Here is a 24,738-nt window from a genome sequence, read left to right on the forward strand (position 1 = left end):
CGTATATTGACTAAATTTCCTGGAAAGCACCGTTTTCGATACTGCGTGTTGCGGCAGTGTTACTGGCTGCAAGATCGGCCACGCCTTCACTGAGATACGCGATCGTTGCATCAACTCCGGACTGGATTGCGGCAACAACATCAAACTCGGTGAACGGGTCTTGCGCATCAGTCGAGTTTGAAATGAGCTGCCCGAACGTGATCTCTGAGGTGCTGTCGTGATCCACGACGCGGATTATGTCCTCACTGCCGAACTGGTTGATCTGCACCTGACCCAGCGAGGCCCCGTCAACCACAACGTCAATCGTGTCATCCGCATCCGAGAAGACAAGGTTGTCGGTAGTGATATTGGTGGTATCCCCGTTGGCAGTACGGAAGATCAGCACATCGACAAAAGCATCGTTGCTGAGAACCGATGCGGCGGACCCCGAGGCATCCCCTAGCAAACCGTTTTCGACGTCATCGAAATAGGTGCCGAATGCTGCGTCATCGCCGTTGGACAATTGCGACAGACCTTCGGCGGTTGTCCCCGTCAGAGCAGATGCGCTGTCCTGCAGGTTGGTCTGGATCTGGTCGCTGACCACAAAGCGCCCGCTGCCCAGCGTATAGATATATTGGTCCGCGCCGCTGCCACCAAAGGCCACCGAGTTGCCAAAGCCCGCCACGAACACATCGCTATCCGCGCCGCCGTTCAGTACCGAGTTTTCAACAAAGCTGAAGACGCCGCCCAACGCGGCTGATCCGCTGACTTCGAAGGATTCCAGCACTGTATCCAGGGCGCCAACCACATTTGCCAGCGCTTCCGACACAACCGAAATACCCGCGTTGAACAGGAAGTCCAACGTCCCGGTCCCGAAGTTCAGGAAGACGTCCTGATCGTCGCCACCATCCAGATATCCGTTGCCGATACCAAGGAACACATCGTTCCCAGCACCCCCAAGGCTGGCATAGCGCGCGCCTACATTGATGATGGTGTCATCCCCAAGACCACCGGTTGTCAGGCTGGCCACACCTATGGTGATGACGATATCATCACCCGACCCCAACGAGGTCAGGTTTCGCGATCCAGTGCTGACCACAAGATCATCGTCTCCGCCAGCCAGTACCGTGTTGTAGAGACCGGCAACAAAGATGCTGTCATTGCCTCCGTTGCCTTCGATCTTGTTGCGACCACCCAAAGCAAAGATAATGTCATCGCCATTTAAGTCAGTCTGTTTGTCACCGTTGATTTCGGTTTTGACCCCCAACACCAGGGCAACGTCGCTTCCGCGCCCCAGATCAACGGTGTTCTCTTTACCAATGCTGACTACGATGTCGTTGCCGCCACCGGTGCCGGTGTCGTTTTTGACCCCGACGCTAAGAACTGTATCGTCACCGCCGCCGGTGCGGACCTTGTTTTCCGAGCCGATCGCGATGGCAACGTCGACGCCACCATTCAGATCATTGCCATTGTTGGACGAGTCGATGTCGTTCTTCTTGCCGATGGCGATCAGAATGTTGTCGTCGGTCACGCCGGGTGTGGGATCAGTGCCGCCGCGGACGGTGTTGGATTCCCCAATGGCAAAGACAATATCGTTGCCCGCACCGCCATTCAGGCTGTTGGTCTTGCCTACGGCCAGCAAGATATCCGCACCGGCGCCTGCGTTGACAAAGTTGCGCTCGGTCCCGAACACGGCGGCGGCGTCATTGCCCGCGCCCAGATAGACACTGTTGGCTTTCCCAAGAACCAGCACCGCGTCGTCGCCTCCGCCGGTGTAGACACGGTTTTCGCGTCCACCGACCACTGCAATGTCACCTTCGCCGCCATCCGCATCGGTTTGCAGGAAGTTGTAGGTTTGGTTAAAGCTGCCAAACCGTTGCGCCCAGTTGACGCCTGCAACCGTGGGCAAAGCCAGTTCCGGGATCGTGAAGGTCTGCGCGCCCAGCGTCACCGCATCACGGCTGGCGAAGTCGTCCAGATCAAAATCCGGAATCTCCAGATACTCGGCCGGAATGTCGAATTCGGGGATCGACAGGCCAAAGAACTCGCGTCCTCCCAAAATGGTGTCGATATCCGACAGGCCTGACAGATCTGCTCCGCCGATGGCAAAAGAGGGCACCGAGATTTCAGGTAGCGTAAAGGTTGGCAGGCTGATGGTCGTCGGTGGGGCGGTTTCCGGCGCGGCTTCGGCGGGGTTCACCTCAACGGCGAACTCATCCTCGGTCTGCAACACCTGATAGCCGCCATTGGCCGTGCCAGTGATTGAGGGCGAATTGGCCAGATCGGTGCCGGTAAAGAAGGTGTTGTTGCCCCCGCTTGCAGGCCCGACATCGCCGCGCTGTTCGGTATAGGCTTGGAATTCCGCATTGCCGCTGTTGGGGCTGAGGCGAATTCCGTTGGACGAGTTGAAGATGCCCGCCTTCCCGTCCGCGCTTTCGACGCCGACAAGGTCTTTGTAGACATTGCTGATTCCGGCGTAAGTGCTGGGGTTAAAGTCGATATCCAGCGTGAAGTCGAAATCCAACCCGTCATCGCGGAACCCGAAATCTGACACATCGGGCAGCGACAAGCTGGGCAGAGCCTGCCCGGCGACCGTCAGGTCGGGGATTGTCAGGTCCGGCAGGCTGATTTCTGGCAGGCCATAGGCGCCCAACTCACCATATTGGTAATCAGGCCGGCTGCGCAGTTCCGGAATATCGGGAATATCCAGATTGATCTGCGGCGTGCTGAACCCCGGGATGTTGACGTCCGGCACCCCTTCTGTCGAGAATTCGAGATCGGGAAACAGCACCGAAGCCGACCCCGATACTGCGATACCGGCTGTGAAGCTGGCTCCGATATCCTTGTCTTCGTATTTGGTGCTGACACCCGTGGCATTGGCCGTGTTGGTGGTAGAACTGGTTGGTTTTTCCTGCGCAGTTTTTTCCGGCAGGCCTTTGGCTTTTCGATCAGCCGCATCCGCTGCGGCCTTGTCGGCCTCTTTCTTGTCTTTGACGCGCTTTTGGTAATCGGCGATTTCTTGCGGGTCGATCGTGATTTCATTGTCGGTCACAACAAAGTTGGTCTGACCAAAGGCTATCACAACGTCCGAGCCGCTGCCTGAAGCCACAAGGTTGAACTTGCCAAAGGCCGCAACGGTATCGTCACCGCTGGCTGTCAGCACGAAATTGTCCTTGCCCGCAGTCAGAACGGTATCGTCCCCGGCTTCGGTCAAAAGGATATTGTATTGGCCGACTGAGACGACAACGTCATCTCCAGTTCCTGAAAGGGCAAAGTTGCGCTGGCCTGCGATGGTGACAAAATCGTCATCGGCACCGGACAGAACCACATTGGCCTGACCCGCGGCAATGATCGTGTCTTCGCCTGCGGCAGTCGAGATCGCGTTGTACCGGCCACCGGCATAAACCGTGTCGCTGTGCGATCCGGTGAAAACCACGTTGCTGTAGCCCAGCGTGATCACGTCGTTGTTGCCATTGCCCAGCAACGAGACGTTGTTGCCGCCCAGGATCAGCGCCTGATCGTTGTCGTCGCCACCCAGCACATAATTGGTGACACCGGCCACTGCGATGCTGTTTGTGCCGCTGGCTGCGTTGACAAAGTTGAAGTTGCCAAGTGCAAAGATCGTGTCCTCGCCGTCGCCGCCCAGAACGATATTGCTCTGGCCAATGGTCAGCACGTTATTGGTGCCGCTGCCCAGGAACAGGAAGTTCGAGCTGCCGGTGATCACGATATCATCGGTATCCCCTGCATTGCCGCCGCCCACGATCAGGTTCTGCCCCAGCGCCAGACCAGTCACGGTATTGTCGCCGGTGCCCAGCAGCAGGATGTTGTTTCCGCCGATCAGGTCGATCTCATCATCGCCGCTGCCGCCCCAATACGCGTTGAGCGAGCCGACAAGCTGCGCGTCGTTGTTGCCGTTGCCAGCCACCACAAGATTGGCATTGCCGATCGCAGTGATGTCGTCATCGCCTTCCCCGGCCTGCACAAGGTTGTGGCCGCCATAAGCCTTGACCTGGTTGTTGCCATTGCCCGCGATGACCACGTTGGCCAGGTTGGTCACGCTGGCCAGCGCGTTGATCAGAATGGACCCGGCCTGATCTTCTCCAAAGGCCGTGCCATCCGACGTACCGAACAGGCTGCCGACCAGCCCGCTATCGTCGCTGGCGGCAGCGGCATCCACCGCAACAAGCGCTGCCAGGTTCAACAGGCTTCCCGCAACGATGCGGTCACTGCCGCTGCCGCTGACCACAAGGTTACCAACGCCGTAAGCCTGAATGCCATTGCCGGGCTCATCGGCTGCAGGCTGCGCACCGTCAACGACACGCTCGACGCGCACATCGTCGATCAGCCCGCCCAGGTGGGTGCTGTCGGTTGTGCGCAGCTCCAGCCGCGACGTATCCCCGGCCGCGCCCGAGACTTCGAATGTATAGGTCCGCCAATCCGCATGCGCCTCGGAAATCACTCCGACCTGTACGCCGTCCCACCAGACCTCGATCGCGTTATCCGCCCCGTTTGCGCCATCCCGTCCCCGGAAATTCAGCGAAATCTGGTAGGTCTCGCCCGAGCTGGTGTCGACATCCTGATAAACGCCCGAGCCAAATCCGCCGTTGACTGCACCGCCAGCCAGTTCAAGAGCAAACTCTCCGTCGGCAGCAGCACCCAGACCAATTGTACTGGTTTTCAGGAACTCAGGCGTGCCAAAGGACGAGGACCAGCCATAGGGCAGAGACAGTCCGAAATTGGCATCGCCGTAATTGCCGAACTCGAAACTGCCATTGGTGATCAGATTGTCACCCGCGCCCGGATTGCTCAGGCCAGCGGTCAGGTTTGCGTTCAGCTCGCCGGTCTCGACGACGCGCACATCGTCGATCAGCCCGCCCAGATGGGTGCTGTCATTTGCACGCAGTTCCAGCCGCGACGTATCCCCGGCCGCGCCGTTCACGTCGAACGTATAAGTCCGCCAATCCGAATGCGCCTCGGAGATCACTCCGACCTGAGCACCGTCCCACCAGACCTCGATTGCGTTGTCCGCCCCGTTTGCACCATCTCGTCCCCGGAAATTCAGCGAGACCTGATAAGTGCTGCCCGAATTGGTGTCGACATCCTGGTAAATGCCCGAACCAAAGCCACCATTGACCGCACCGCCGGCCAGTTCGATGATATAGTCGCCGTCGGCGGCATCTCCGTACCCTGCATTTGCCAGTTTAATGAACTCGGGTGTGCCGAAGGACGATGTCCAGCCGTCTGGCAGGCCAAGACCGAAATTGGCATCGCCATAGTTACCTTGTTCAAAGCTGCCATTGGTCAGAAGGTTACCGTCGGTTGCTTGCGAATTCGCAACAACCCGTACGTTGTCGATGGCCCCGCCCAACAGGTCGGATGTTCCCGCCGCCCGGAATTCAAGACGTGATGTATCGGCCCCAGTGACCCGGAAAGTATAGTCGCGCCAATCAGTGTGGGTATCTGCAACCGTCCCAACCAGTTGCCCGGCCCACCAAACCTCGATCGAGTTGCTTTCCGCGGATACCGTTGTCGTTCCGCGATAGCTGATGGTGATATCATATTCGAGACCAGCCCGCGTGTTGAGGTCCTGGTAAATTCCTGAATTCTCGGTTCCGTCCAATTCCAGAATGTGGTCGCCATGGCCAGATGCGCTGTGGCCAAACTGGTTAATGCTGTCATTGATCAAGTTGGTGTTGTGGACTTCGAGTCGCCCAAAGGACTGCGTCCAGCCCGTCGGCACATAAAACGAAATGGCGGTATCTTCCTGTGTGCCCAGCTCGAACGACCCGTTCTGAACGATATTTTCCGACAGATCCTGCACGTTTTCAGCGGCGTTTGCGTTGAAGTCCGCATCCAGGACACCGTCACCGATGTCTCGTGTGCCCAGGATTTCATTCACGCGCACGTTGTCAACGGCTCCGCCCAGCAGATCCGAGTTGCCCGCTGCGCGCAGTTCCAGCCGCGAGGTGTCGCCGCCGGTGACCGCAAAGGAATAGTCGCGCCAATCGGTATGGGTTGAGGCGATCTCGCCAACCTTTTCGCCATCCCACCAGACTTCGATCGTGTTGCTTTCCACCGACACGGTGGTCGTCCCGCGATAGCTGAGCGTGATCTCGTAGGTCGCCCCGTCACGGGTGTCGATATCCTGGTACACACCCGAGTTCCGCGTGCCGTCCAGTTCCAGAATGTGCCGTCCGCTGCCCGAAGCCGAGAACCCATACGGGCTGACCTGATCGTTAAAGATCGAAGTGTCGTGAATTTCCAACTGGCCGAAGGATTGCGTCCAACCATCAGGGACGCGGAAAGAGATACCGGTTCCGATATCGGTGCCAAGCTCGAACGAGCCGTTCTCAACCAGATTTGCGCCGCGATCCGAATTGGTGACCGCCTGCGCGCGGGTGTTCAGGCTGGAATCTCCGTTGCCCGCGAGGATGATGTTCAGACCCCCTGCGGCGAAGATGTTGTTTTCACCATCCCCTACTGCGATGATGTTGAGGCCACCGCCGGCGACGACTTCGTTGTCTCCATCCCCAAGGAAAACGGCATTGGCGCCGCCAAAGGCGTCTACATCGTTGTTGCCGTGGCCCGACAGAACCACGTTTGCGCCGCCATAAGCGTCGATCACGTTGTTGCCGTAGCCTGCTTGTACGACGTTCAGGCCACCCGCGACCTCGACCTGATTGTGGCCATGCCCAGCATGGACCACGTTGACCCCGCCATAGGCGGTGACAATGTCATTGCCATCACCGCTGTCAATCTCTTGTCCGCCTACGCCCAAGGACCAGATACGGTCATTGCCTGACCCGGTTTCCGCCGAAAAGCCGAAGCCCTTTGCGGTAATGATATTGTCACCGTTGCCCGCGTTCAGATCCGCGCCCAAAGCGTTGACTACGAATGTGTCGTCGCCATCGCCTACCGTGATGTTGCCACCAACTGCGTTCAGTTCGACAACGTTGTTCCCCCCGCCCAGGTTCAGCAAGCCAACAGCAGCCCCAACAAAAGCGGTGTCGTCGCCATCGCCCGCAGTCAGGCTTGCGCCCGCGGCTTGAACGTCAAAGAGGTTGTTCCCATGACCTGCGTCGATCGAGGCTCCGACCACCCGCGCAAGGATCGTGTCGTCGCCAGACCCGACTCGGATAGATCCTCCGATGGCGTGCAACTCGATCGTATTGTTGCCCTCACCCAAATCCAGAACACCAACAGCGGCACCAACATAAGCGCTGTCATTCCCGCTGCCTGCGGTCAGGTTTGCCCCCAACGCGCGCACGTCGAAATGGTTGTTGCCCTCACCGGCGTCAATGCCGACACCCACAGCGTTCACATAGATTCTGTCGTTGCCCCCACCAACGGTGATATCGCCCGCAAACCCGTTGAAATGGATCGAGTTATCCCCTTCGCCAGCATTCAGGCGGACACCCGCTGCGTTCACGTGAACCGTATCATTGCCGCTGCCCACCGAGATATCCCCGGCGAAGCCGTTGAAACGAATGGTGTTGTTGCCTTCGCCCGCGTTGATCGCAGCCCCTGCCGCGTTGACGTTGATTGTGTCGTCGCCGGACCCAACCGTGACCGAGCCGACACCCACATTGAAATTCACTGTGTTGTGACCATCGCCAAGGCTGGCGTAACCGATGGCGGCATCAACTGTCAGCGTATCGTTGCCCGACCCGGCAACAACGCCCACACCGACCCCACTGGCGGTAATCGTGTTGTGGCCGCTGCCTGCATCAATATAGGCATCCGCTCCACGGGCAATGATCGTGTCGTCGCCTGCCCCAGCATAGACATTGATCTTAAACGCTCCGGTCGAGTCGATATAGTCGTTCCCGCCATGCGTGTAGATATAAGATCCACCAGCCCCTGCAATGACAGTATCATCGGTATTGCCATAGGTGTTGACTGTCGCCTCGAACCCGCCCGCAGTGGTGATGTGGTTCGTTCCGGTACCGCCATGCACGGTGATATCGGCGCTGAACTCGGCTGTCGAGTGAATACGGGTGGTGTTGCGTCCGACCAAATGCAGCGCCACGTCATCCACATCGGTCAATGTGATGTTGTTTTCGCCATAGCCGTGGGTGTTGATGTCAATATCGGTGGCGTTGTTGACACTGATGGTGTTGAACCCGCCGCGAATGTCCAAGTCTAGGTCAAAGATATCGTCTACGTTCAGGGTGTTGCTGCCGCCGTAGATATCAACGACAGAATTTGCGAACGAGATCCCGTTCTCAGCGACGTTATATAGATTCAAGGTGTTGTTGCCGCCGCGAATATCGACGGTCACAAACTCTACATCGTTGAGGTAAACATAGTTGTCACCGCCCGAGATATAGAGGCGTTCGATATCGAAGGCGTCGATGATGGTGATCGTCTGACCACCCCCATAGGCATCCAGCCATACATCATCAACGTCGTAAGCATATAGAGAGTTATAGTTGCCCCAAAGGTCGACATCAATATTCCAGAAGTCGACAATACTGATATTGTTGTTCCCATTGACGCCATTGTCATGAAACCACAGCTCCAGGTTGAAGCCGTCCACAAGGTTAACGTCAGACCCCGATGTCCACAGCTCGATATTGGCGTCGGCCTGCGAGATATTATCTTCACGAATACGACTGATATCAATGTCCAGGTTGTTGCCCCGGGCGTCAAAATTGTAAATGTATTCAACATCATCCAGATAGATGGTGTTGTTGTCACCATGGATGATCAAGTTCTCGATGTCGAAAGTGTTGGTGATCCTGATGGTGCTGTTGCTGCCGTAGTGTTCAACATAAATATCGCCCACGTCGTCGATATGCGCGTAGCGGCCGTTATCGTAGGTCGTGCTGTAGAATGACTCGTAGGAAGAACCCATTATACCGTATCCCTTTTCTTAACGCTCTGGGCGGGTGAGCAGCATCACCGCAGCCAGGCCGTGTCCGTGGTGTGTTGTTTAGTTTCGAATGATGTGGAACTTGGCGACGCGGATATCGCGCCCTTGATTTTTAACTCTGTGCGCCAAAACAAACTGAACGTCGGGAAACATGTCGCGCACGAAGTCATGCATCACCCGAGTCATTTTTCGAGTACCCCCATAGGGCGCTGCGAACTCCATAAACCAAAGGTTACTGCCCGAATTCCAATCCTCAGGCCGCAGCTCAAACGGCCCCTGGTGCCTCATTTTTTCGCTCAACTCGTCGGACAACCAGGCGTAACTCAGAATGCCAAATGGCTTTCCATTCCGATCCTTGAAAATACGTCCTTGACCAATGCTCATCGGAAAGATGAAACGTTCACCCAAGTGCCGAAGGGGCATCCGTGCGTAGTGGGGCGAACGGGACAATACCAAGCAAACCTCTCCGATTTGCTGGCATTTAAATCTCTCGTTCTCGCCGTATTTTCCCGCCGCATTCGAATTGGAACCGTTAATTAAAGACGATTCTTCATTTGAAGAATAACCAGTTATTTCACCATCTGTGTGCTGGTTCGTATTCTGCATAACCGTCATCTTCTTCTCCACCCAGGTGACCACATATGCTCTCCACAACTTTGTGAAAGAAAAGTGGCATAGATTTTAGGCAAGATTTTACGAATCAACTGCAGCAGTCAAATTCGAAAGTTGAATGCGGTACTGAAAAAACTTTAACCCAGCCTTAGACATCAAAAACTTTGCTGGCCCTTGCTTTCCGGCTCGGAGGAGTTGCAGTCTAACTATATGATAAATTTATGTTTATAATTGTTTTGAATTTTTTTCTATAGCGCGTGAATATATATTGGTTCTCGCGTGTTTATTTATTTGCGCAAAGTAGTTTGATCTGTTTTAGGGCTATATTGACCGTTTCCCTGAAAAGAAAAAAGGATCATTTTGGAACTATATTATCGCAATTGGGATGGAGAAAGACATGAACACAATACCGCATAATTTTGCTCATAATACCCAAATGTTTTTTTGATTCGTCTTTTTTAGATCACGTCCCTATCAGGAAATAAAAAGATGCCAATATCGACTGACCTCGTAAAAGCGTTTGTGACCTTGTGTCAGGTGAAGTCATATTCAGAAACCGCAAAGATGCTCCGACGATCTCAGCCTACGATCAGCAATCGGATTCGCTTGCTGGAAAATCAAGTTGGATTTGCACTGTTCAAGGATAAGACACCGCACTCGGGGCTGACCGCGCAGGCCGAGCTGTTGTATCAGCGATGCCTTACGATCCAGAATGAGTTGGATCAGATCTCGGTTCTGACGCAAACCCAAGTCGGGAAAGTCATCCGGATCGGTGTGTCCGCCAGCCTGGAAAACTTGTGCTCGAGCTCAGCGATCGCAAGCCTCGGTTTGGGCCGGGCTGACACGACACTTTCAATCTCGACAGATGACACGGAAAACCTGCTGGCTTCCGTGGAAAAAGGCAATTTGGATGCGTGCTATATTTGCAATCGGGAGGTGCCCAGCCCGCTGACCCAAAAAAGTTGGCCATTTGACGTTCGCTGGGTCGCGGCCAAGTCTGTCGATGTAGATGACCTTCTGGCGCGCCCCATTGTCCCTATCGTTGGTTGGCACGAACAATGGCAGCCGGCGCAGATTTTCTCGGCGTATTTCGAAAAATCTTCATACAGGTTTCGACCGATCTACCAGACTCAAAACCTGAGCAATTATCTGAATGCGGTGCAAGCTGGCGTTGGTTTGGGGTATGTAGGGGATATCTTTCTTCACAATCTGCCTGTGGCCAGTGACCTGCACTACATTGACGATAGGCTCAAACCTTTCGGTCAATTCTATATTCATCGCCTAAACCAAGCTGAGCCTGCGGCAAATCTGCGTCGAGTTCTAAGTATTATTGACAGCCATCTGGATCGTCTCACCACAACCACGTTGTGAATTCTCTGGAGTACAAGCGCCACGGCGCGCATGGGTATTCCGTGGCGCGTGTCTGGCAACTAGCCGCGTCCGCGATAAGGAGGCACGCCTTGATCGGGAATCCAGACATGGTTTGGAGTGGCCCCGGTCTGCCAAAACACGTCAATAGGGATGCCGCCGCGCGGATACCAGTACCCACCAATCCGCAACCAGCGTGGGTTTAGAAAATCAACCAAACGACGTGCGATGGATACTGTGCAGTCTTCGTGAAACGCACCGTGATTGCGGAACGAGCCCAGAAACAGCTTCAACGATTTTGATTCAACCAGCCAATCACCGGGCACATAGTCGATCACCAAGTGCGCGAAATCCGGCTGCCCCGTCATCGGACACAGCGAGGTAAACTCGGGCGCAGTGAACCGCACGCAATAGTCGATATCGGCCTGCGGGTTCTGTACCCGTTCCAGTTCTGCCGCCTCAGGTGAGGTAGGCAGTTCGGTTTTCCCGCCCAATTGGGTCAGGTCGCTGTAGATGGTTTCCATTGTCTTCTCCTGATGGGGTTTAAACCCCGCGTTTGTTGCCCCACAAAAGGACATGCAGTTGCGGCAGCACCCGAGGGGTGAACCAGCCATCTGCGGTGACTTTCTCGACCAGCCATAGCAACCGGTCCGACAGGGTTTGCGGATCGACGGGCTGAGTGGGATCGACCGTCTCATTGCCCGGCTGTAGATACAGTGGCAGCGCCGGATAGCGATCCGCCGCGGCACGGGCCCAAGCGTAGTCACGTTCGTCAAAGATCACGATTTTCATCACTGTTTTGGGGCCGTTTCCAGCAGCCAACAGGCAGGCGTCGAACGCAGCCCAATCTACCGTCTCCCCGCTGGAGGGCGGTTTGGGACTAAGAACCAGCGTATCCAGTTCGCTGAACCACGGTTTTGCGATGGAGCCCTGCGTCTCGCAGGCGAACCGATAACCCTCTGTCCGTCCCAACGCGATCAGAGGGGCAAAGTCCTGAATGGCCGGGTTGCCACCCGACAGCGACACGGTCAAAGGCCGCCCGCCCGACAGGCCGCGCACCCGGCTCCAGACTGCATCCGTGGTCATCGCCGCCCAGTCATGACGATAGGCGGTATCAACCGCATGCAGGCTGTCGCACCAGCTGCACCGGTAGTCGCATCCGCCGGTGCGCACGAATACGGTAGGTTCCCCGATCAGCGCGCCTTCACCCTGAATCGTGGGACCGAAAATCTCGGCAATGCGCAGGCGGGTCATGGGCGATACTCGGCCCATGTTTTCGGCGTCTCACTGACCCGCACGGCGGCGGTTTCCGGCCAACGGGCAGCGCACCAGTCATAGAAATGGCGCGCCATATTCTCGGCCGTGGTCAGGATGTTCATCACATCGTTCAGGTGGCGATGATCGAACGTCTCGTCGATATAGGTCTTGAGCGGCTTCAGCTCGCCATAATCGCGGACAAACCCGTCAGCGTTCAGGTCTGTGGCGGCCAGTTCGACTTCAACCACATAGTTATGCCCGTGCATTCGCGCGCATTGGTGATCGTCGGGCAGATGGGTCAGCTGGTGCGAGGCAGAAAAGTGGAATTCCTTGGTAATCCGGTACATCAGGCGCTTTCCTTCTGTGCCGTGGCGGCCACCCAGAAATCGGGATCGTCATAGGTTGTCGGGTCAGTAATACCGGCCAGATGGAACGCCTCGCGCCGTTCGACGCAGGTACCGCAGCGCCCGCAGTGATTGTCACCACCCTTGTAGCAGGACCATGTCTGCGCAAAGGGGGTGTTCACACGCGCGCCCTCGGTCACGATGTTGGCTTTGCTGCGATGCACGAACGGCGTGAACAGCGATACATCGGCACAGCCGTCCAGCGCCAGTTTCTGCATCGCTTCAAAAGCCTCGGTGAAGGCGGGACGACAATCGGGATAGATAAAGTGATCCCCACCGTGCACTGCAGTTGCCACAGCATCCGCCCCACGGGCGGCGGCGGCACCGAATGCAACGGTCAGCATGATGGCATTGCGGTTGGGCACCACGGTCACTTTCATGCTGTCTTCGGCATAGTGCCCGTCAGGCACATCCAAATCATCGGTCAGAGCCGAGCCGGTCAGAACCGCCCCAACGGGGCGTAGGTCGATGATATCATGGGGAACGCCAAGGCGCAGCGCGCATAGCGCAGCATAGTCCAGCTCTTTGCGGTGACGCTGGCCGTAATCGAAAGAGATCAGGCCCGCCAATTCGTGATCCTGCGCAACCATATGCGCCAAAGATACCGAATCCAGCCCGCCCGAGCAGATTACAATCGTTTTCATATTTTGAACCCTTGTTTTGTTACCCGGGTAGGCTGCGACCGGGATGTGCCCTGTTATACAGGGGCCTTAGACTTGGCAAGCGGCAACGAAACACCCAATCCACACTGTCGCACACGTTTTCGGCATAGCTATTAGTCGCGTCGACGACGCCGGGCGGAATGCCCGAATGTAATCGATAGCGAAGCCCTCAGTTCTTCACACAACAGTGAGCAAAGTGCTAATTGGAAAAAAAATATTACCAATTCCTGGGTCACAGGTTATGCTATCCTCGCATCGACATGGCCTGACACGTGCATGGCGATGATCAATGGGAGGAAGAAATGACCAAAAAGCTAATCACGCGCCGCAGCGCGTTTAGAACTATTGCAGGTGCAAGTGCGGCCACGCTGGCGGCCCCTCATATCGCGACCGCAGCGGGTGAAACCACCACCTGGAAGATACAGACATCCTGGCCCGGGGGCATCGGGTTACAGACGTTCAAAGACTGGTGCGCTACGATCGAAGAAAAAACCGGCGGTGAGCTGGCCTTCCAGGCCTTTGGCGCCAATGACGTGGTTGGGGATTTCCAACTGGCCGACGCGGTGAAGAACGGTGTGCTGGACGCTATCAACCCGTTCACCATCTACTATCAGGGCATCATCCCTGCCGCTGTTTTCCTCAGCTCATACCCGCTGGGGCTGCGTCAGCCGCATGAATACGACACGTTCTATTATGGTCTGGGCGGCATCGACATCGCGCGCGAGCTGCTGGGCCGTCAGGGTCTGCACTTTGTGGGGCCGGTGCATCACGGGCCGAACATCATCCACTCGAAGGTTCCGATCCGCTCGGTTGACGACTTCGCGGGCCGTAAAATGCGCCTGCCAGGCGGAATGGTTGCCGAGGTATTCTCGGAACTGGGTGCTGAGACAACCGTTCTACCGGGCTCGGAAATCTTCCCAGCGCTGGAAAAGGGCACTATCGACGTGGCCGACTTTGTGGGCCCCGCCGTGAACCACGCCTTGGGCTTCAGCCAGGTGACAGACTATATCGTCATGGGCCCTCCGGGCTTTATGTCAGTTTATCAGCCGGTCGACATCATGGACATCACCGTGGGCAAGACCGCGTGGGACAAGCTGAGCCCACAGATGCAGGAATTCGTGGAAATGGAAACCCACGTCTATTCCGATTTGCACCACGCCGCCATTCAGGCCGCCGACCAGGAAGCCTGGAAAAAGTTCGAAGCGGAAGGCACCGAGATCACGCGCCTGTCGCAGGACGATGTCGAGCTGATGACCGAGGTCGCCGTGCCGATCTGGTTCAAATATGCCAACCGCGACAAAGATGCGGCGCGGGTCTTCAAGATCCAACTTGACTACATGATGTCGGGTTCCTTGGGCTATGTGACGCCTGAAATGATCGAAGGCTATACGCTGGACCTGTAATCCGCTGAAGCCTAACCAAAAGTCCGCGCGAATTTCGCGCGGGCATGCCTTTTCCTTGGAATTCGGAACGTACTATGCCGAGCGTCGATTTCACGCTGCCGCACTGGCTATATTGGGTCGGGCTGATCGCCTTTCCGGCCCTGGCCATGGTGCTGGCACGCAAAGCCCAACCTGAACAGCGCACCTACGGGTTACCGTTGGGCTATCTGATCCTTGTCACCGGAGGAATGCTGGGCCTGCACCGCTTTTACCTGCGCAGCTTGCTGGGGTTGGTCTATCTGCCAGTTTTCCTGCTGATCCTCTACGCCAATGGCGAAGAGCGAACGGCCCGCAACGAATTCTCGAATGCGGTCAACATCGTCCGTCAGGCCGAGCGTACGATCACGCGCGAAGCCGAACGGGTTGCAACCGCCGAGGAAGGGCTGGAAGAACTGCGCGCCGCCGCCGAGGCTGCGCAGGATGGGACAGCATTGCAAAAACGCCGAGCCGAGCGTGCTCTGGAGAGGGCCGAGAAGGCAATTGAAACCGGGCGCGAACGTCTGGCCGAATCCGAAACCGCCCTGGCCGAGGCGCAGCCTCTGGCCGAGGCCAGCGGTGCAAACCGCGCTTTGTGGAGTTCGGTAGCACGTTATGCGTTCTATGCAATTCTGGCCTTTATGGCGATCGATGCGCTGATGCTACCGCGACTAGTGGCAAGCGCGCGCGCCAAGGCTGCTGCGGATCCGCATGAGCCTGAAATGGAGATTGATGAAGAAACTGCTGCACGGGCTGCAGAAATGGACCCCGGTGCACGCAAGGCGGACCAGGATTATGCCGAGAACTGGATTGACCGCCTGTCTCTCTATGCAGGTGAGTTCGTCAGCTATTGGGCCGTAATCGCGGTATTCGTCTACTACTACGAAGTGATCGTCCGCTATGTGTTCAACGCCCCCACAAACTGGGCGCATGAATCCATGTATCTGATGTTCGGGATGCAGTACCTGATCGCCGGGTCCTATGCGATGCTGACCGAAAGCCATGTGCGTGTGGACATCTTCTATGCACCGCTGACCAAGCCGAAACGGGCGTGGGCGGACCTGTTCACCTCAATCTTCTTCTTCATCTTCGCGGGAACACTGCTGGTGACGTCCTATATCTTCGCGATGGATGCGATTGCGGTTCCGACCGGCAACTCGGTTGTCTCGGACTGGGCGCGTGGAGAGATGAGCTTTTTCCAGATGTTCGGAGCGCTGACTTTTGGCGATTGGACCGATCCGAATATTCGCTGGGGTGAAATCAGCTTTAACGAATGGGAAATCCCGCTTTGGCCAATGAAATGGATGATGGTCGTGGGCGCGGTTCTGTTGATTTTGCAAGGGGTGTCGAAACTGTCCAAAGACATCCGAACGATTGCACGGGGGTACTGACCGATGGGTCTTGATATGTCCATCGAGCTGTTAACGCTCGTTATGTTTGGCTCGCTTCTGGTCCTTCTAATGGCAGGTCTGCCGCTGGCCTTTGTGACCGGAGGTCTGGCCTGTGTCTTCCTGTTCGTTCTGGGGGATGCGCGTGCACTGAACATTGTGCCCAGCCGAATTTTCCCGCTGATGACGAACTATCAGCTATCCGCAATTCCACTTTTCATCTTTATGGCCTCGATGTTGGAAAGGGCCGGGATCATCAACGACATGTTCGATGTGATCTACAAGGTGCTCGGTGGGCTTAAAGGTGGTCTGGCTGCGGCGACAATCATCGCCTCAACCGTTCTGGCGGCGATGGTGGGTGTGATCGGCGCAGCTGTGGTGACGATGGGCATCATCGCCCTGCCCGCCATGCTGAAACGCGGCTATGACACCAAGATCGCCATGGGTTCGATCATGGCCGGGGGGACGCTGGGCATCCTGATCCCGCCCTCCATTCTGGCCATTATCTACGCCGTTGTTGCCGAACAATCGGTAGGGGAGCTTTTCATCGGCGCGGTCATTCCCGGCCTGATGCTGTCGGGTATGTACATTATCTATGTGGTGGTGCGGTCCTATATCAACCCGGTTCTTGGCCCGCCAATCCCGGTTGACGAGCGTATCTCGAATCGCGAAAAAATGCGCCTGCTGGGTAAGATGTCTGCTCCGATTGCGCTGATCGTGATTGTTCTGGGCGTGATCTTCTCGGGCGTTGCAACCCCGGTTGAGGCGGCGGGTATTGGCACCTTCGGCGCCTTCATCGTGGCCGCGATCCACAACAAGCTGGACTGGCCCACAGTGCGCGAGGCATGTCTGACCACGCTGAAAGCCTCGGCCATGGTGATCTGGATCATGTTCGGCGCCACGATCTTTGTAGGACTTTACGTTCTGGAAGGCGGTCAGCAATTCGTCCAAGAGACGATGCAAGGCGCGGGTCTGGGCCCTTGGGGTATCCTGATCGTGATGCAGATTCTGCTGGTGGTTCTGGGCATGTTCCTGGACTGGGTCGGCATCCTGTTGCTGTGTGTCCCGATCTTTGTACCGATCATCAAGGCGCTGGGTGCGGCTGCCTTTGGGTTTGATGACCCCAATGATTTGGTCTTGTGGTTCGGGGTTCTGTATCTTGTGAACATGCAGATGAGCTTTTTGTCACCACCTTTCGGCTATGCGCTGTTCTACTTGCGCGGAGTAGCGCCACCGTCGATCCCAATGACAGACATTTTCAAAGCCGCCTTGCCGTTCTTGTTCCTTCAAATTGTCGGGTTGGTGATCTGTATGCTGTTCCCTTGGGTGGTGACCTGGTTACCAAACATTGTTTACGGATAGACGTCAGGCGCGGGCAGAGTAAACTCTCTGCCCGCGGTCGTTAAACCTTGGCACAATCAAGCGGCGGACGCGCCTTTCAGTGCGTTTTCGATAATTGATTTCAGGTGCCGAGCGTCAATCGGCTTTCGCAGCAAAGGCAGACCCACATCCTCACAATACTCGGTCAATTCTGGCGAACGATTGGCCGAGATCACACAGGCAGGTAATGGACCGAATTCCTGCCATAACACGTCTATCGCCTCAGTTCCGGTCATACCTTTGTTCAACTGGTAGTCGGCAACCACAATATCCGGAAGAATGCCAATTTCCTGCAGTAAGCCAACCGCTTGTGCCTGACTTTCGCATTCCAAAACCTGCACGCCCCAGGATTCCATTGTCATGGTCAACGCCGTGCGCAGATTTTCGTCGTTCTCAATCAACAAAACAACCGCGCGTGTCAGAACCTTAGTGTCTGGCGAAGCCAAATCAGCAGACCGGCCATAACAATGAGACGCCGGTTTAGCCAAAGGCACCTCTACCGAGAAGACCGACCCCTTTCCCAATCCGGAACGTAACTTCATAGGATGTTTCAACAGGACACACGCGCGCTCAACGATAGCCAGCCCAAGTCCCATTCCTTCGGCAGCGCTGGCATCCGAATGAAGCCGTTGGAATTCCTGAAAGATGATATCCCTCTGATCCGGTGCAATTCCGATACCGGTATCCCAAACCTCGATCACGATAGAATCTTTTCGACGCCGGGCGCCAACCAGAACCTTGCCTGCTTCAGTGTAGCGAATGGCGTTTGACAGAAGGTTCTGCAGGATGCGCCTCAAATAACTTGCATCACTCTGAACCAGCGCGCCGCAAGAGACGACGCGCAGTTCCAATCCCTTGGTCTGTGCGACCGGACGAAAGGAATCTTCGAGCTGCGAAAACACGTCATCTATTGGCAACGTCGACAAGTGAACAGTTGCCCGTCCTGAATCCAGTTTAGAAATATCAAGAAGCGCATCCAAAATATGTTCAACGCTGCTAAGTGCACTTTCCGCTTTGGCGGCCACGTCCCTCGCGTCTGTTTTGTTCAACCCACTTCCAAGAGTGGCAACGTAGAGCTTAGCCGCCGACAGCGGTTGCAGCAGGTCGTGACTTGCGGCGGCAACAAAGCGCGATTTCGAAGCATTTGCCCGTTCCGCGTCCTTAAGCGCATCCGCAAGCTCTTCGGTGCGGGCTGCGACGCGCTGTTCCAGCAAGGCTTTGGAGTCGTACAACGCCTGGGCAGATTTACGCTCGGCGGTCACATCGGTGAACGAAATCACAAATCCCCGGTCGGACATTTCCTGCGCGAAAACAGATAGAATCTTTGCCCGACCGCTATGCATCTCGAACCTCAACGGTGGCCGTTCGGACGTTCGGTTAACCCAAGCAAGCAGGTCGGCGTCACTTACGCCCTGTGCAAAGCGGATTGTGGTGCTCAGGCGATTGAACAGAGTTTTGAACTGCGCACCCATCTGAAACTGTGCATTTGGGATTGCCAACAATTCACTGGCCCGGTTGTTCCAACCAATAAGCCTCAGCTTACTGTCGAAGATACATACACCCTGATCGATATGTTCCAGAGTGGCACGGATAAGCCGGGCCTTGTCGTCAAGAATGCGGTCCCTCTCCTGACGTTCGATACGCATGATATCCGTGACATCAGTTTGCAAGATCACTGTGCCACCGTCGGGTGTCCGATGTTCAGAGACTTGCATCCAACGATTGCCATTCAACCTGACGTTAAAAACAACGTGGTCATCCGCATGGCGCGCGATACGACGTTTTGCCCAGTCCCACGGCGACACTGCCTCGGGGAGTGACAAAAACCGAGAGCGACTAACCAGTTCAACGTACTCGGTAAATTGCAAACCAGGCACCAGATGAGGCTGGATATCGGGCATGTGTATACCAAAGCGGCTGTTGCACAGTACAAGCTCTTCTTCCAAGTTGAACAGGGCAAAGCCCTCTTGCACCGTTTCTATCGCATTCGCGAGGTCCGCCCGCGCCGCCTCTGTTGCCTGATTGGCTTGAGCCAGACGAGCATTGGAATCGTTCAGCAGATCCAGCGCACGTTCAAGATCGAATGTCCGAGCGCGGACTTCCTGTTCCAGCACTGCAGCCCTTTGAAACTGTGCGTAAGCTGCGCCGCTTGCATCAGTCGATTCCTCAACCCTGCGCATCAGTGCCTCGGCGATCTTCAAAAGCTTTTCATTCTGCCGGTCTGGTGGATCGTCCGGGTTGATCAGGGATTCAATCATGTCGATCCTCTTCCGGCGGGTAAATCGCAACCCCCGTCAACGTTTGGTTGACATGGATCGAATTGAATTGCTCGCCATAAGTAGAAAACCCAACCACGTGATTGTCGGCGAGGATTGCAGACAAAGCACCCGTCATCTGTTTTTCCTGCGCTTCTAGACGCCTGAGAATACAGTCGCACCCAAGAATAGTATCCGGAGCCTCGGCTTCTGTTAGGCCCTCGATCTCTTGCTCGAGATGCTCGACCATGTCGCGAGGTTCAGCCAAAGTCAGAACCAATCCTTCGTCGATGGCCGAGAAAAACACCAAATCCCCGTTCTCATCCACGCGCTGAATGGCCCGAACGTGATGCTGCCCACCAATTTGGACGACGACCGGATGCGCAGCAAAGGTGAAGGTTGTCAACTGTTCGGGGTCTTTGCCCAGAATACGGGCGTATTCGCGCGCGGCAGGTTCTGCGTTGATCTCACGAACGATTCGCCGGGCGGGGTCCGCTTTGGTCACGACCATCCGTTGAGCTGTTGGCACCAGATGATCTGTCTTGAAAACCTTGATCGGACATCGAGTTCGCATTTGCGCCAGGATTGCAGCATTTTCCAATGCCTGTCCGTCGTGCAGGACGTAAGTTGTTTCGAAATCCGTTCCATCCCCGGCGGAACCCCCAAACAACGGAACTGGCCCTAGCCCCAACGCGAGTTCTGAAGTCAGCGCGTCTTCTTTTGTTGAAAGCCCATCAATCAATAAAAAGGTGAATTCGTGGTGCCAGTCAGGGTTTGCCTCCGTCATTTCATTGCGGTTTCGGATCATCTGATGAATCAGATCCTTAGCCAGAAATGTATCCAGATCAGGTACTGGCAAGATGCGAGCGTCGAAATGTGATGCAGGCAAGCCGATGGCCACGATCTGGTTTTCGGTATAGCCGGCCCCCGCCAATTCACCGGCTGTTGTACAACCAACCACTGGCGCGGGCGCAAAGGCTTCGGTTGCCTGTGCAATAACCGATGCAGCGTCAGCTCTGTCCGTCACAAAAAGAATGACCAGAGATAACTCTCCGGCACCGAAAGTCTTCAATAGTCCGGTGACCGCGTCTTCGGTGTCGTATGGCACACATGCAGTTCTTACGATACCTGGCGCGCGGGTCGGAGCCGTTGCCCACCCGACAGCTTGGTCCATCGAGCCTCCTCCCTAAAGCGCGACGATTTTCTGTGAGTATGCAGCTTAACTCGACTCTTGCAAGACACTGGCAAAGGAGGCTTTCTTTGCTATCAAAACGGCCTGCGTACGACTTTGGACACCCAGCTTGCGCATGATTGCAGTGACATGCGCTTTGACCGTGGTTTCGGCGATCGAAAGGTCATAGGCAATTTGCTTGTTCAGCTTGCCCTCACAGATCAGCTGAAGAATACGGGACTGCTGATTGGTCAACGTTGCAAGCCGCCCGACTGCATCGCTTTGTTCATCTGCGCCGTCCAGATCGATCAGAACGCATCCATCCGGCAAAAAGACATTGCCCGCGTGAACGGTTTCAAACGCGGTTCGAAAGACGTCACGCTGGCTGTGTTTTGGAACGTACCCAGACGCACCCGCGTGAATAACCTGGCTAATCACCCGATTGTCCGTCATTGAAGACACTACGATCACAGGCGCATTTGCGACGGCCTTCAGACGGACAAGCCCATCCAATCCGTCAACGTCAGGCAAGTTCAGATCCAGCATGATTGCATCAGGCTTCAAACCTCCTGCAATCATCTCAAGCGCATCTTCCAGACGGTCGGCGGTGTGGATTTCACGGATATGAGCCACGCTTTGCAATGTCATCGACAAAGCGTCACAAAACAAAGGATGATCATCGACGATCAGCACATTCTCGAAATCGTTTTGCCCGACGGCATTTGCAAGCATTCGCATTGGCCTTTGCAATCATGTTGCCCAACCTACCAAAGCGTAGCAAGAGAACAGAGTCACGCCAACTGGCGGAAAGTCGTATAAAAAACGCGCGCCCAAGCGAGGCGCGCGTTAAAGTCACGAGTTGTGAAGAAGATCAATTTGCCGAGGCCAGCTCCTTGGGCAATCGGAAAGTCCAAAGCGTGCCGCCCTGGTTCAGATAGTTAACCTTCTTTGCCACTTCGCCGCCCCAAAGCGGAACTGCGCCACCCCAGCCAGAGATGATCGAGACATACTGCTCGCCGTCCTGTTCCCATGTCACAGGCTGGCCAACAATCCCGGACCCTGTTTGGAACGACCAGAGTTTCTCGCCGGTCTCGTCATCCAGCGCGATGAACTCGCCTTCGGGTGTGCCAAAGAACACCAAGCCACCGGCAGTGGTCATCACACCTGACCATAGAGGCGCGTCGTTTTTGTACTCCCACTTCCACTCCCCGGTATCCGGGTCGATGGCTTTAAGAGAACCGATGTGGTCTTCGTAATTGGGCTTGATGGTAAAGCCCGCGCCCAGATAGGCGGCACCTTTCTTGTAGGTGATCGGCTCGTTCCAGATATCCATACCCCATTCGTTTGAAGGCACATAGAAATTGCCGGTGTTTTGAGAGAAGGCCATTGGCATCCAGTTCTTGCCGCCCAGGAAGGACGGCGAGGCAAAGATAACCTCACCTTTCTTACCATCGGCTGCTGCAGCCGGGTCACCGGGACGATTGTTTTCGACAAAGATCGGGCGACCCGTGTCATCCACGCCATCGGCCCAAGTAATGTCTTTGACAAAAGGCGTCGCCGAGACGAAAGCACCGTCTTCGCGGTTCAGAACATAGAAGTAACCGTTGCGATCCGCTGTGGCAAAACGCTTGTTACCATCACGGTCCGTATAGGCCACGACTTCGTTGACACCGTCATAATCCCAACCCTCGCGCGGGGTGGTTTGAAAGTGCCACTTGATGTCGCCAGTCTTTGGGTCGATCCCAATACGGCTGGCGGCATAGAGGTTGTCGCCTTTGTTGCCTTCAGTCGGAGTTCCTGCGTCCCGCAGCCACGAGTTCCAAGGCGCCGGGTTGCCCGCGCCAAAGACCAGCGTATCCGTGTCCGCATCATAAGACCCACCCAGCCAGGTCGCCCCGCCACCGGTTTTCCACATGTCACCGGGCCACGTTGCGTTCAGCTCTCCGGTCATGGTGCTTTCTTCACCATTCAACGTGCCCATGTGGCCTTCGATCACCGGTCGCTCCCAGACCAGATCACCAGTGTTCACATCGCGCGCTTGAACAGCCCCCACGATGCCAAACTCGCCCCCGGAATTGCCGGTGATCACCAGTCCATCGACGATCAATGGAGCAGCGGTATAGGAATATCCTGCCTTGTAGTCAGCAATCTTGTCACGCCAGACAACGTCTCCAGTGTCCTTGTTCAGCGCCACAATCCGTGCATCCAAAGTTCCGAAAATGATCTTGTCGCCGTATATTGCGGCCCCGCGATTAACCACGTCACAACAGGGCAGGATACCTTCGGGTAGACGGGCATCGTATTGCCAGACCTCTTTACCGGTCTCCAGATCAATCGCATAAAGGCGCGAGTAAGAGCCGGTGATATACATCATGCCGTCATAGATCAGCGGCTGGGTTTCCTGTCCGCGTTGTTTTTCCCCTCCAAGGCTGAAAGCCCAGGCCGGCAGCAGGTTTTTGACGTTGTCCTTGTTAAGCATGTCCAGTGGGCTATAGCGCTGAAGGTGCCGCCCCATACCGTTGGTTACGACTTGCGTGGTGATCGTTTGGTCATTGGCCAGATCGTCTTCGGTAACTTCTGCATAGGCCGCGCCTGCTGCAATCACACTTGCAACAGTTGCCATGATAAACCGGCTCATCTGTGTCCTCCCTAGACTTATGTCTTTCCTCCGCGCCGAATCTCCGACGCATCGGGATTGCAGGCGAGAGTATTATTGGCGGGCAGAACTCGTGGTGAAATTGCACAATGGTCGTAGGGCGGAAATCATGGCTTTCAAGCGCGATCGTCAATTATTCTGGATAAACCAGTTTTCCTAACCAGCTTCGGCCAACGCTCGGTTCTAGTCTGAGATGCTGCTTAGATATGCCAGAATAAAGTCTTGAACCGTGCGATCATCGATGCCGACATGCCGCATCTTGGTGCCCGGCATGAAGCCGTCGTTGTCTTCCATCCATGCCCGCAGAGCGGCCGGTGTCCAAACGATACCGGAACCAGCCAGAGCACTCGAATACTGATAACCTTCTAAAGTCCCTGCTTTGCGCCCAACGACACCGTCAAGTTGCGGACCATAACTTGGACCAGTTGCATCTGGCGCGTGGCAGCGTCGGCATTCAGAGAAAAAGAGCGTCTCGCCCGCCTCGATCTTGACTCGGTCGAACGTGGATTGAGCAAGTGTTGGCGCTGTCGTAACGGAACTGACGGCGAGGCCGAGTAGCAGGGTAAGATGTTTCATGTGGTCCTCCTAACGTTGGCCGAACTGTAAATCCGCGGCCATCGATACCGGCTTGACGTGGGTCAAGAAAACCGAGGAAGAGCATCATCCTTTAGTCGTAGTTCTCAGTAAAAAACTGGGTTCAGAATAGAGGTGCGTATTTCCACTCGTCAGCGTCAGGTGTGACTTCGTTGGGATCATAGCCCGAATCCCTAAGGCGTTTGGCGATCCTGAGGCCGTCCTGTGCCGCCTCGTCAACATAGGCCCGACCCAGTTCCTCGTTCCTTGTCACACCGTGACCACGCAAAAGGTTGAGACCATAGTTGAACTTGCCCACCGGATCGCCCAGATCGGCGGCGCGCTTGTCCCATGCGGCCGCTGCATCAGGGTCATAGGGTCCGGCCAGCCCATTGTTATCCAACTGACCCATCCAGGTCATTGCACCGGTGTACCCTGCTTCGGCACAGGTGCGAAACAAGCGTCGCGCCAGATCGTGGCGGCCTGACTTTGTCATGTAGTAACCCGAAGCGCAGGTGGTCATGTCGGTTACGCCATTGTCGATGTTGCTGAGGACTTTGCCCCAGCCCGTGTCCTGCGGGTTAAGCGTTCCGTACTCGTCCTCAATGGTCTGAGCCGTGACTGCAGACGCCAAAAGCAGAAAAAACGCAGCAATGCGGATCATGGCAGTACCCTCCGATTTTCGACAGTGTACAGTAGTCGGCCTACGAATTCACCGTGGTATTGGTAGTAGATGC

16 protein-coding genes are annotated in these 24,738 nt (G+C 55.8%); 4 read left to right on the plus strand and 12 right to left on the minus strand.

The annotated features are described in order from the left end of the window. Positions 1-10 precede the first annotated feature (10 nt). Positions 11-8,839 (minus strand): beta strand repeat-containing protein, encoded by an 8,829-nt coding sequence (locus ABWV79_RS12635; RefSeq protein WP_353392345.1) that lies wholly within the window; start codon positions 8,837-8,839, stop codon positions 11-13. 78 nt (positions 8,840-8,917) lie between these two features. Next, positions 8,918-9,472, minus strand: coding sequence for a toxin-activating lysine-acyltransferase (locus ABWV79_RS12640; RefSeq protein WP_353392347.1), 555 nt, complete (start codon positions 9,470-9,472; stop codon positions 8,918-8,920). Between the two features lie 486 nt (positions 9,473-9,958). On the opposite strand from ABWV79_RS12640, the gene ABWV79_RS12645 reads away from it, so the two are divergent. Then, the gene (locus tag ABWV79_RS12645) at positions 9,959-10,840 is read left to right on the plus strand and encodes a LysR family transcriptional regulator (RefSeq protein ID WP_353392349.1); all 882 of its coding nucleotides are present in this window, start codon (positions 9,959-9,961) and stop codon (positions 10,838-10,840) included. Positions 10,841-10,899: 59 nt separating this feature from the next. On the opposite strand, the gene queF is transcribed toward ABWV79_RS12645, so the two are convergent. Genes queF through queC form a run of 4 tightly spaced genes read right to left on the minus strand, consistent with a single transcriptional unit; the run spans position 10,900 to position 13,142 of the window. Continuing rightward, complete coding sequence (queF, locus tag ABWV79_RS12650) at positions 10,900-11,361, minus strand: preQ(1) synthase (RefSeq protein ID WP_170756028.1); 462 nt, start codon at positions 11,359-11,361, stop codon at positions 10,900-10,902. A gap of 19 nt (positions 11,362-11,380) precedes the next feature. Continuing rightward, complete coding sequence (gene queE, locus ABWV79_RS12655) at positions 11,381-12,091, minus strand: 7-carboxy-7-deazaguanine synthase QueE (RefSeq protein WP_353392351.1); 711 nt, start codon at positions 12,089-12,091, stop codon at positions 11,381-11,383. Beyond that, a complete protein-coding gene (queD, locus tag ABWV79_RS12660; RefSeq protein ID WP_170356227.1) occupies positions 12,088-12,441 on the minus strand; it encodes a 6-carboxytetrahydropterin synthase QueD in 354 nt (117 codons plus the stop codon). The genes queE and queD overlap by 4 nt, the downstream gene beginning before the upstream one ends. After that, positions 12,441-13,142 carry a 7-cyano-7-deazaguanine synthase QueC gene (queC, locus tag ABWV79_RS12665; protein WP_353392353.1) on the minus strand — a complete coding sequence of 234 codons (702 nt, stop codon included), beginning with the start codon at positions 13,140-13,142 and terminating at the stop codon, positions 12,441-12,443. Before queC ends, queD begins: the two co-directional genes overlap by 1 nt. 320 nt (positions 13,143-13,462) lie before the next feature. Here queC and dctP point away from each other — a divergent pair, with 320 nt between their 5' ends. The 3 genes from dctP to ABWV79_RS12680 all read left to right on the plus strand — a co-directional run bounded on the left by dctP (position 13,463) and on the right by ABWV79_RS12680 (position 17,328). After that, complete coding sequence (dctP, locus tag ABWV79_RS12670; protein ID WP_209196103.1) at positions 13,463-14,563, plus strand: TRAP transporter substrate-binding protein DctP; 1,101 nt, start codon at positions 13,463-13,465, stop codon at positions 14,561-14,563. Positions 14,564-14,637: 74 nt separating this feature from the next. Continuing rightward, positions 14,638-15,969: a TRAP transporter small permease subunit gene (locus ABWV79_RS12675; protein WP_170756024.1), complete on the plus strand. Its 1,332-nt coding sequence runs from the start codon at positions 14,638-14,640 to the stop codon at positions 15,967-15,969. A 15-nt stretch (positions 15,970-15,984) separates the two neighbouring features. Beyond that, complete coding sequence (locus ABWV79_RS12680) at positions 15,985-17,328, plus strand: TRAP transporter large permease (RefSeq protein WP_353392356.1); 1,344 nt, start codon at positions 15,985-15,987, stop codon at positions 17,326-17,328. Between the two features lie 56 nt (positions 17,329-17,384). On the opposite strand, the gene ABWV79_RS12685 is transcribed toward ABWV79_RS12680, so the two are convergent. From ABWV79_RS12685 to ABWV79_RS12710, 6 genes are all read right to left on the minus strand, one after another. Beyond that, on the minus strand, positions 17,385-19,604 hold the full coding sequence (locus ABWV79_RS12685; RefSeq protein ID WP_353392358.1) for a hybrid sensor histidine kinase/response regulator: 2,220 nt from the start codon (positions 19,602-19,604) through the stop codon (positions 17,385-17,387). Next, positions 19,597-20,775 carry an FIST N-terminal domain-containing protein gene (locus ABWV79_RS12690; RefSeq protein ID WP_353392360.1) on the minus strand — a complete coding sequence of 393 codons (1,179 nt, stop codon included), beginning with the start codon at positions 20,773-20,775 and terminating at the stop codon, positions 19,597-19,599. The genes ABWV79_RS12685 and ABWV79_RS12690 overlap by 8 nt, the downstream gene beginning before the upstream one ends. Before the next feature lie 45 nt (positions 20,776-20,820). After that, positions 20,821-21,510 carry a response regulator gene (locus ABWV79_RS12695; protein WP_170756021.1) on the minus strand — a complete coding sequence of 230 codons (690 nt, stop codon included), beginning with the start codon at positions 21,508-21,510 and terminating at the stop codon, positions 20,821-20,823. A gap of 133 nt (positions 21,511-21,643) precedes the next feature. Then, positions 21,644-23,410, minus strand: coding sequence for a PQQ-dependent methanol/ethanol family dehydrogenase (locus tag ABWV79_RS12700; protein WP_170356219.1), 1,767 nt, complete (start codon positions 23,408-23,410; stop codon positions 21,644-21,646). A 201-nt stretch (positions 23,411-23,611) separates the two neighbouring features. Then, positions 23,612-24,004 carry a c-type cytochrome gene (locus ABWV79_RS12705; RefSeq protein WP_353392363.1) on the minus strand — a complete coding sequence of 131 codons (393 nt, stop codon included), beginning with the start codon at positions 24,002-24,004 and terminating at the stop codon, positions 23,612-23,614. Positions 24,005-24,125: 121 nt separating this feature from the next. Next, entirely contained in the window at positions 24,126-24,665 is a 540-nt protein-coding gene (locus tag ABWV79_RS12710; RefSeq protein WP_353392365.1) for an SEL1-like repeat protein, read from the minus strand. Positions 24,666-24,738: the final 73 nt, after the last annotated feature.

The organism is Ruegeria sp. HU-ET01832 (genome assembly GCF_040371315.1).
Taxonomy (GTDB): Bacteria; Pseudomonadota; Alphaproteobacteria; order Rhodobacterales; family Rhodobacteraceae; genus Ruegeria; species Ruegeria lacuscaerulensis_A.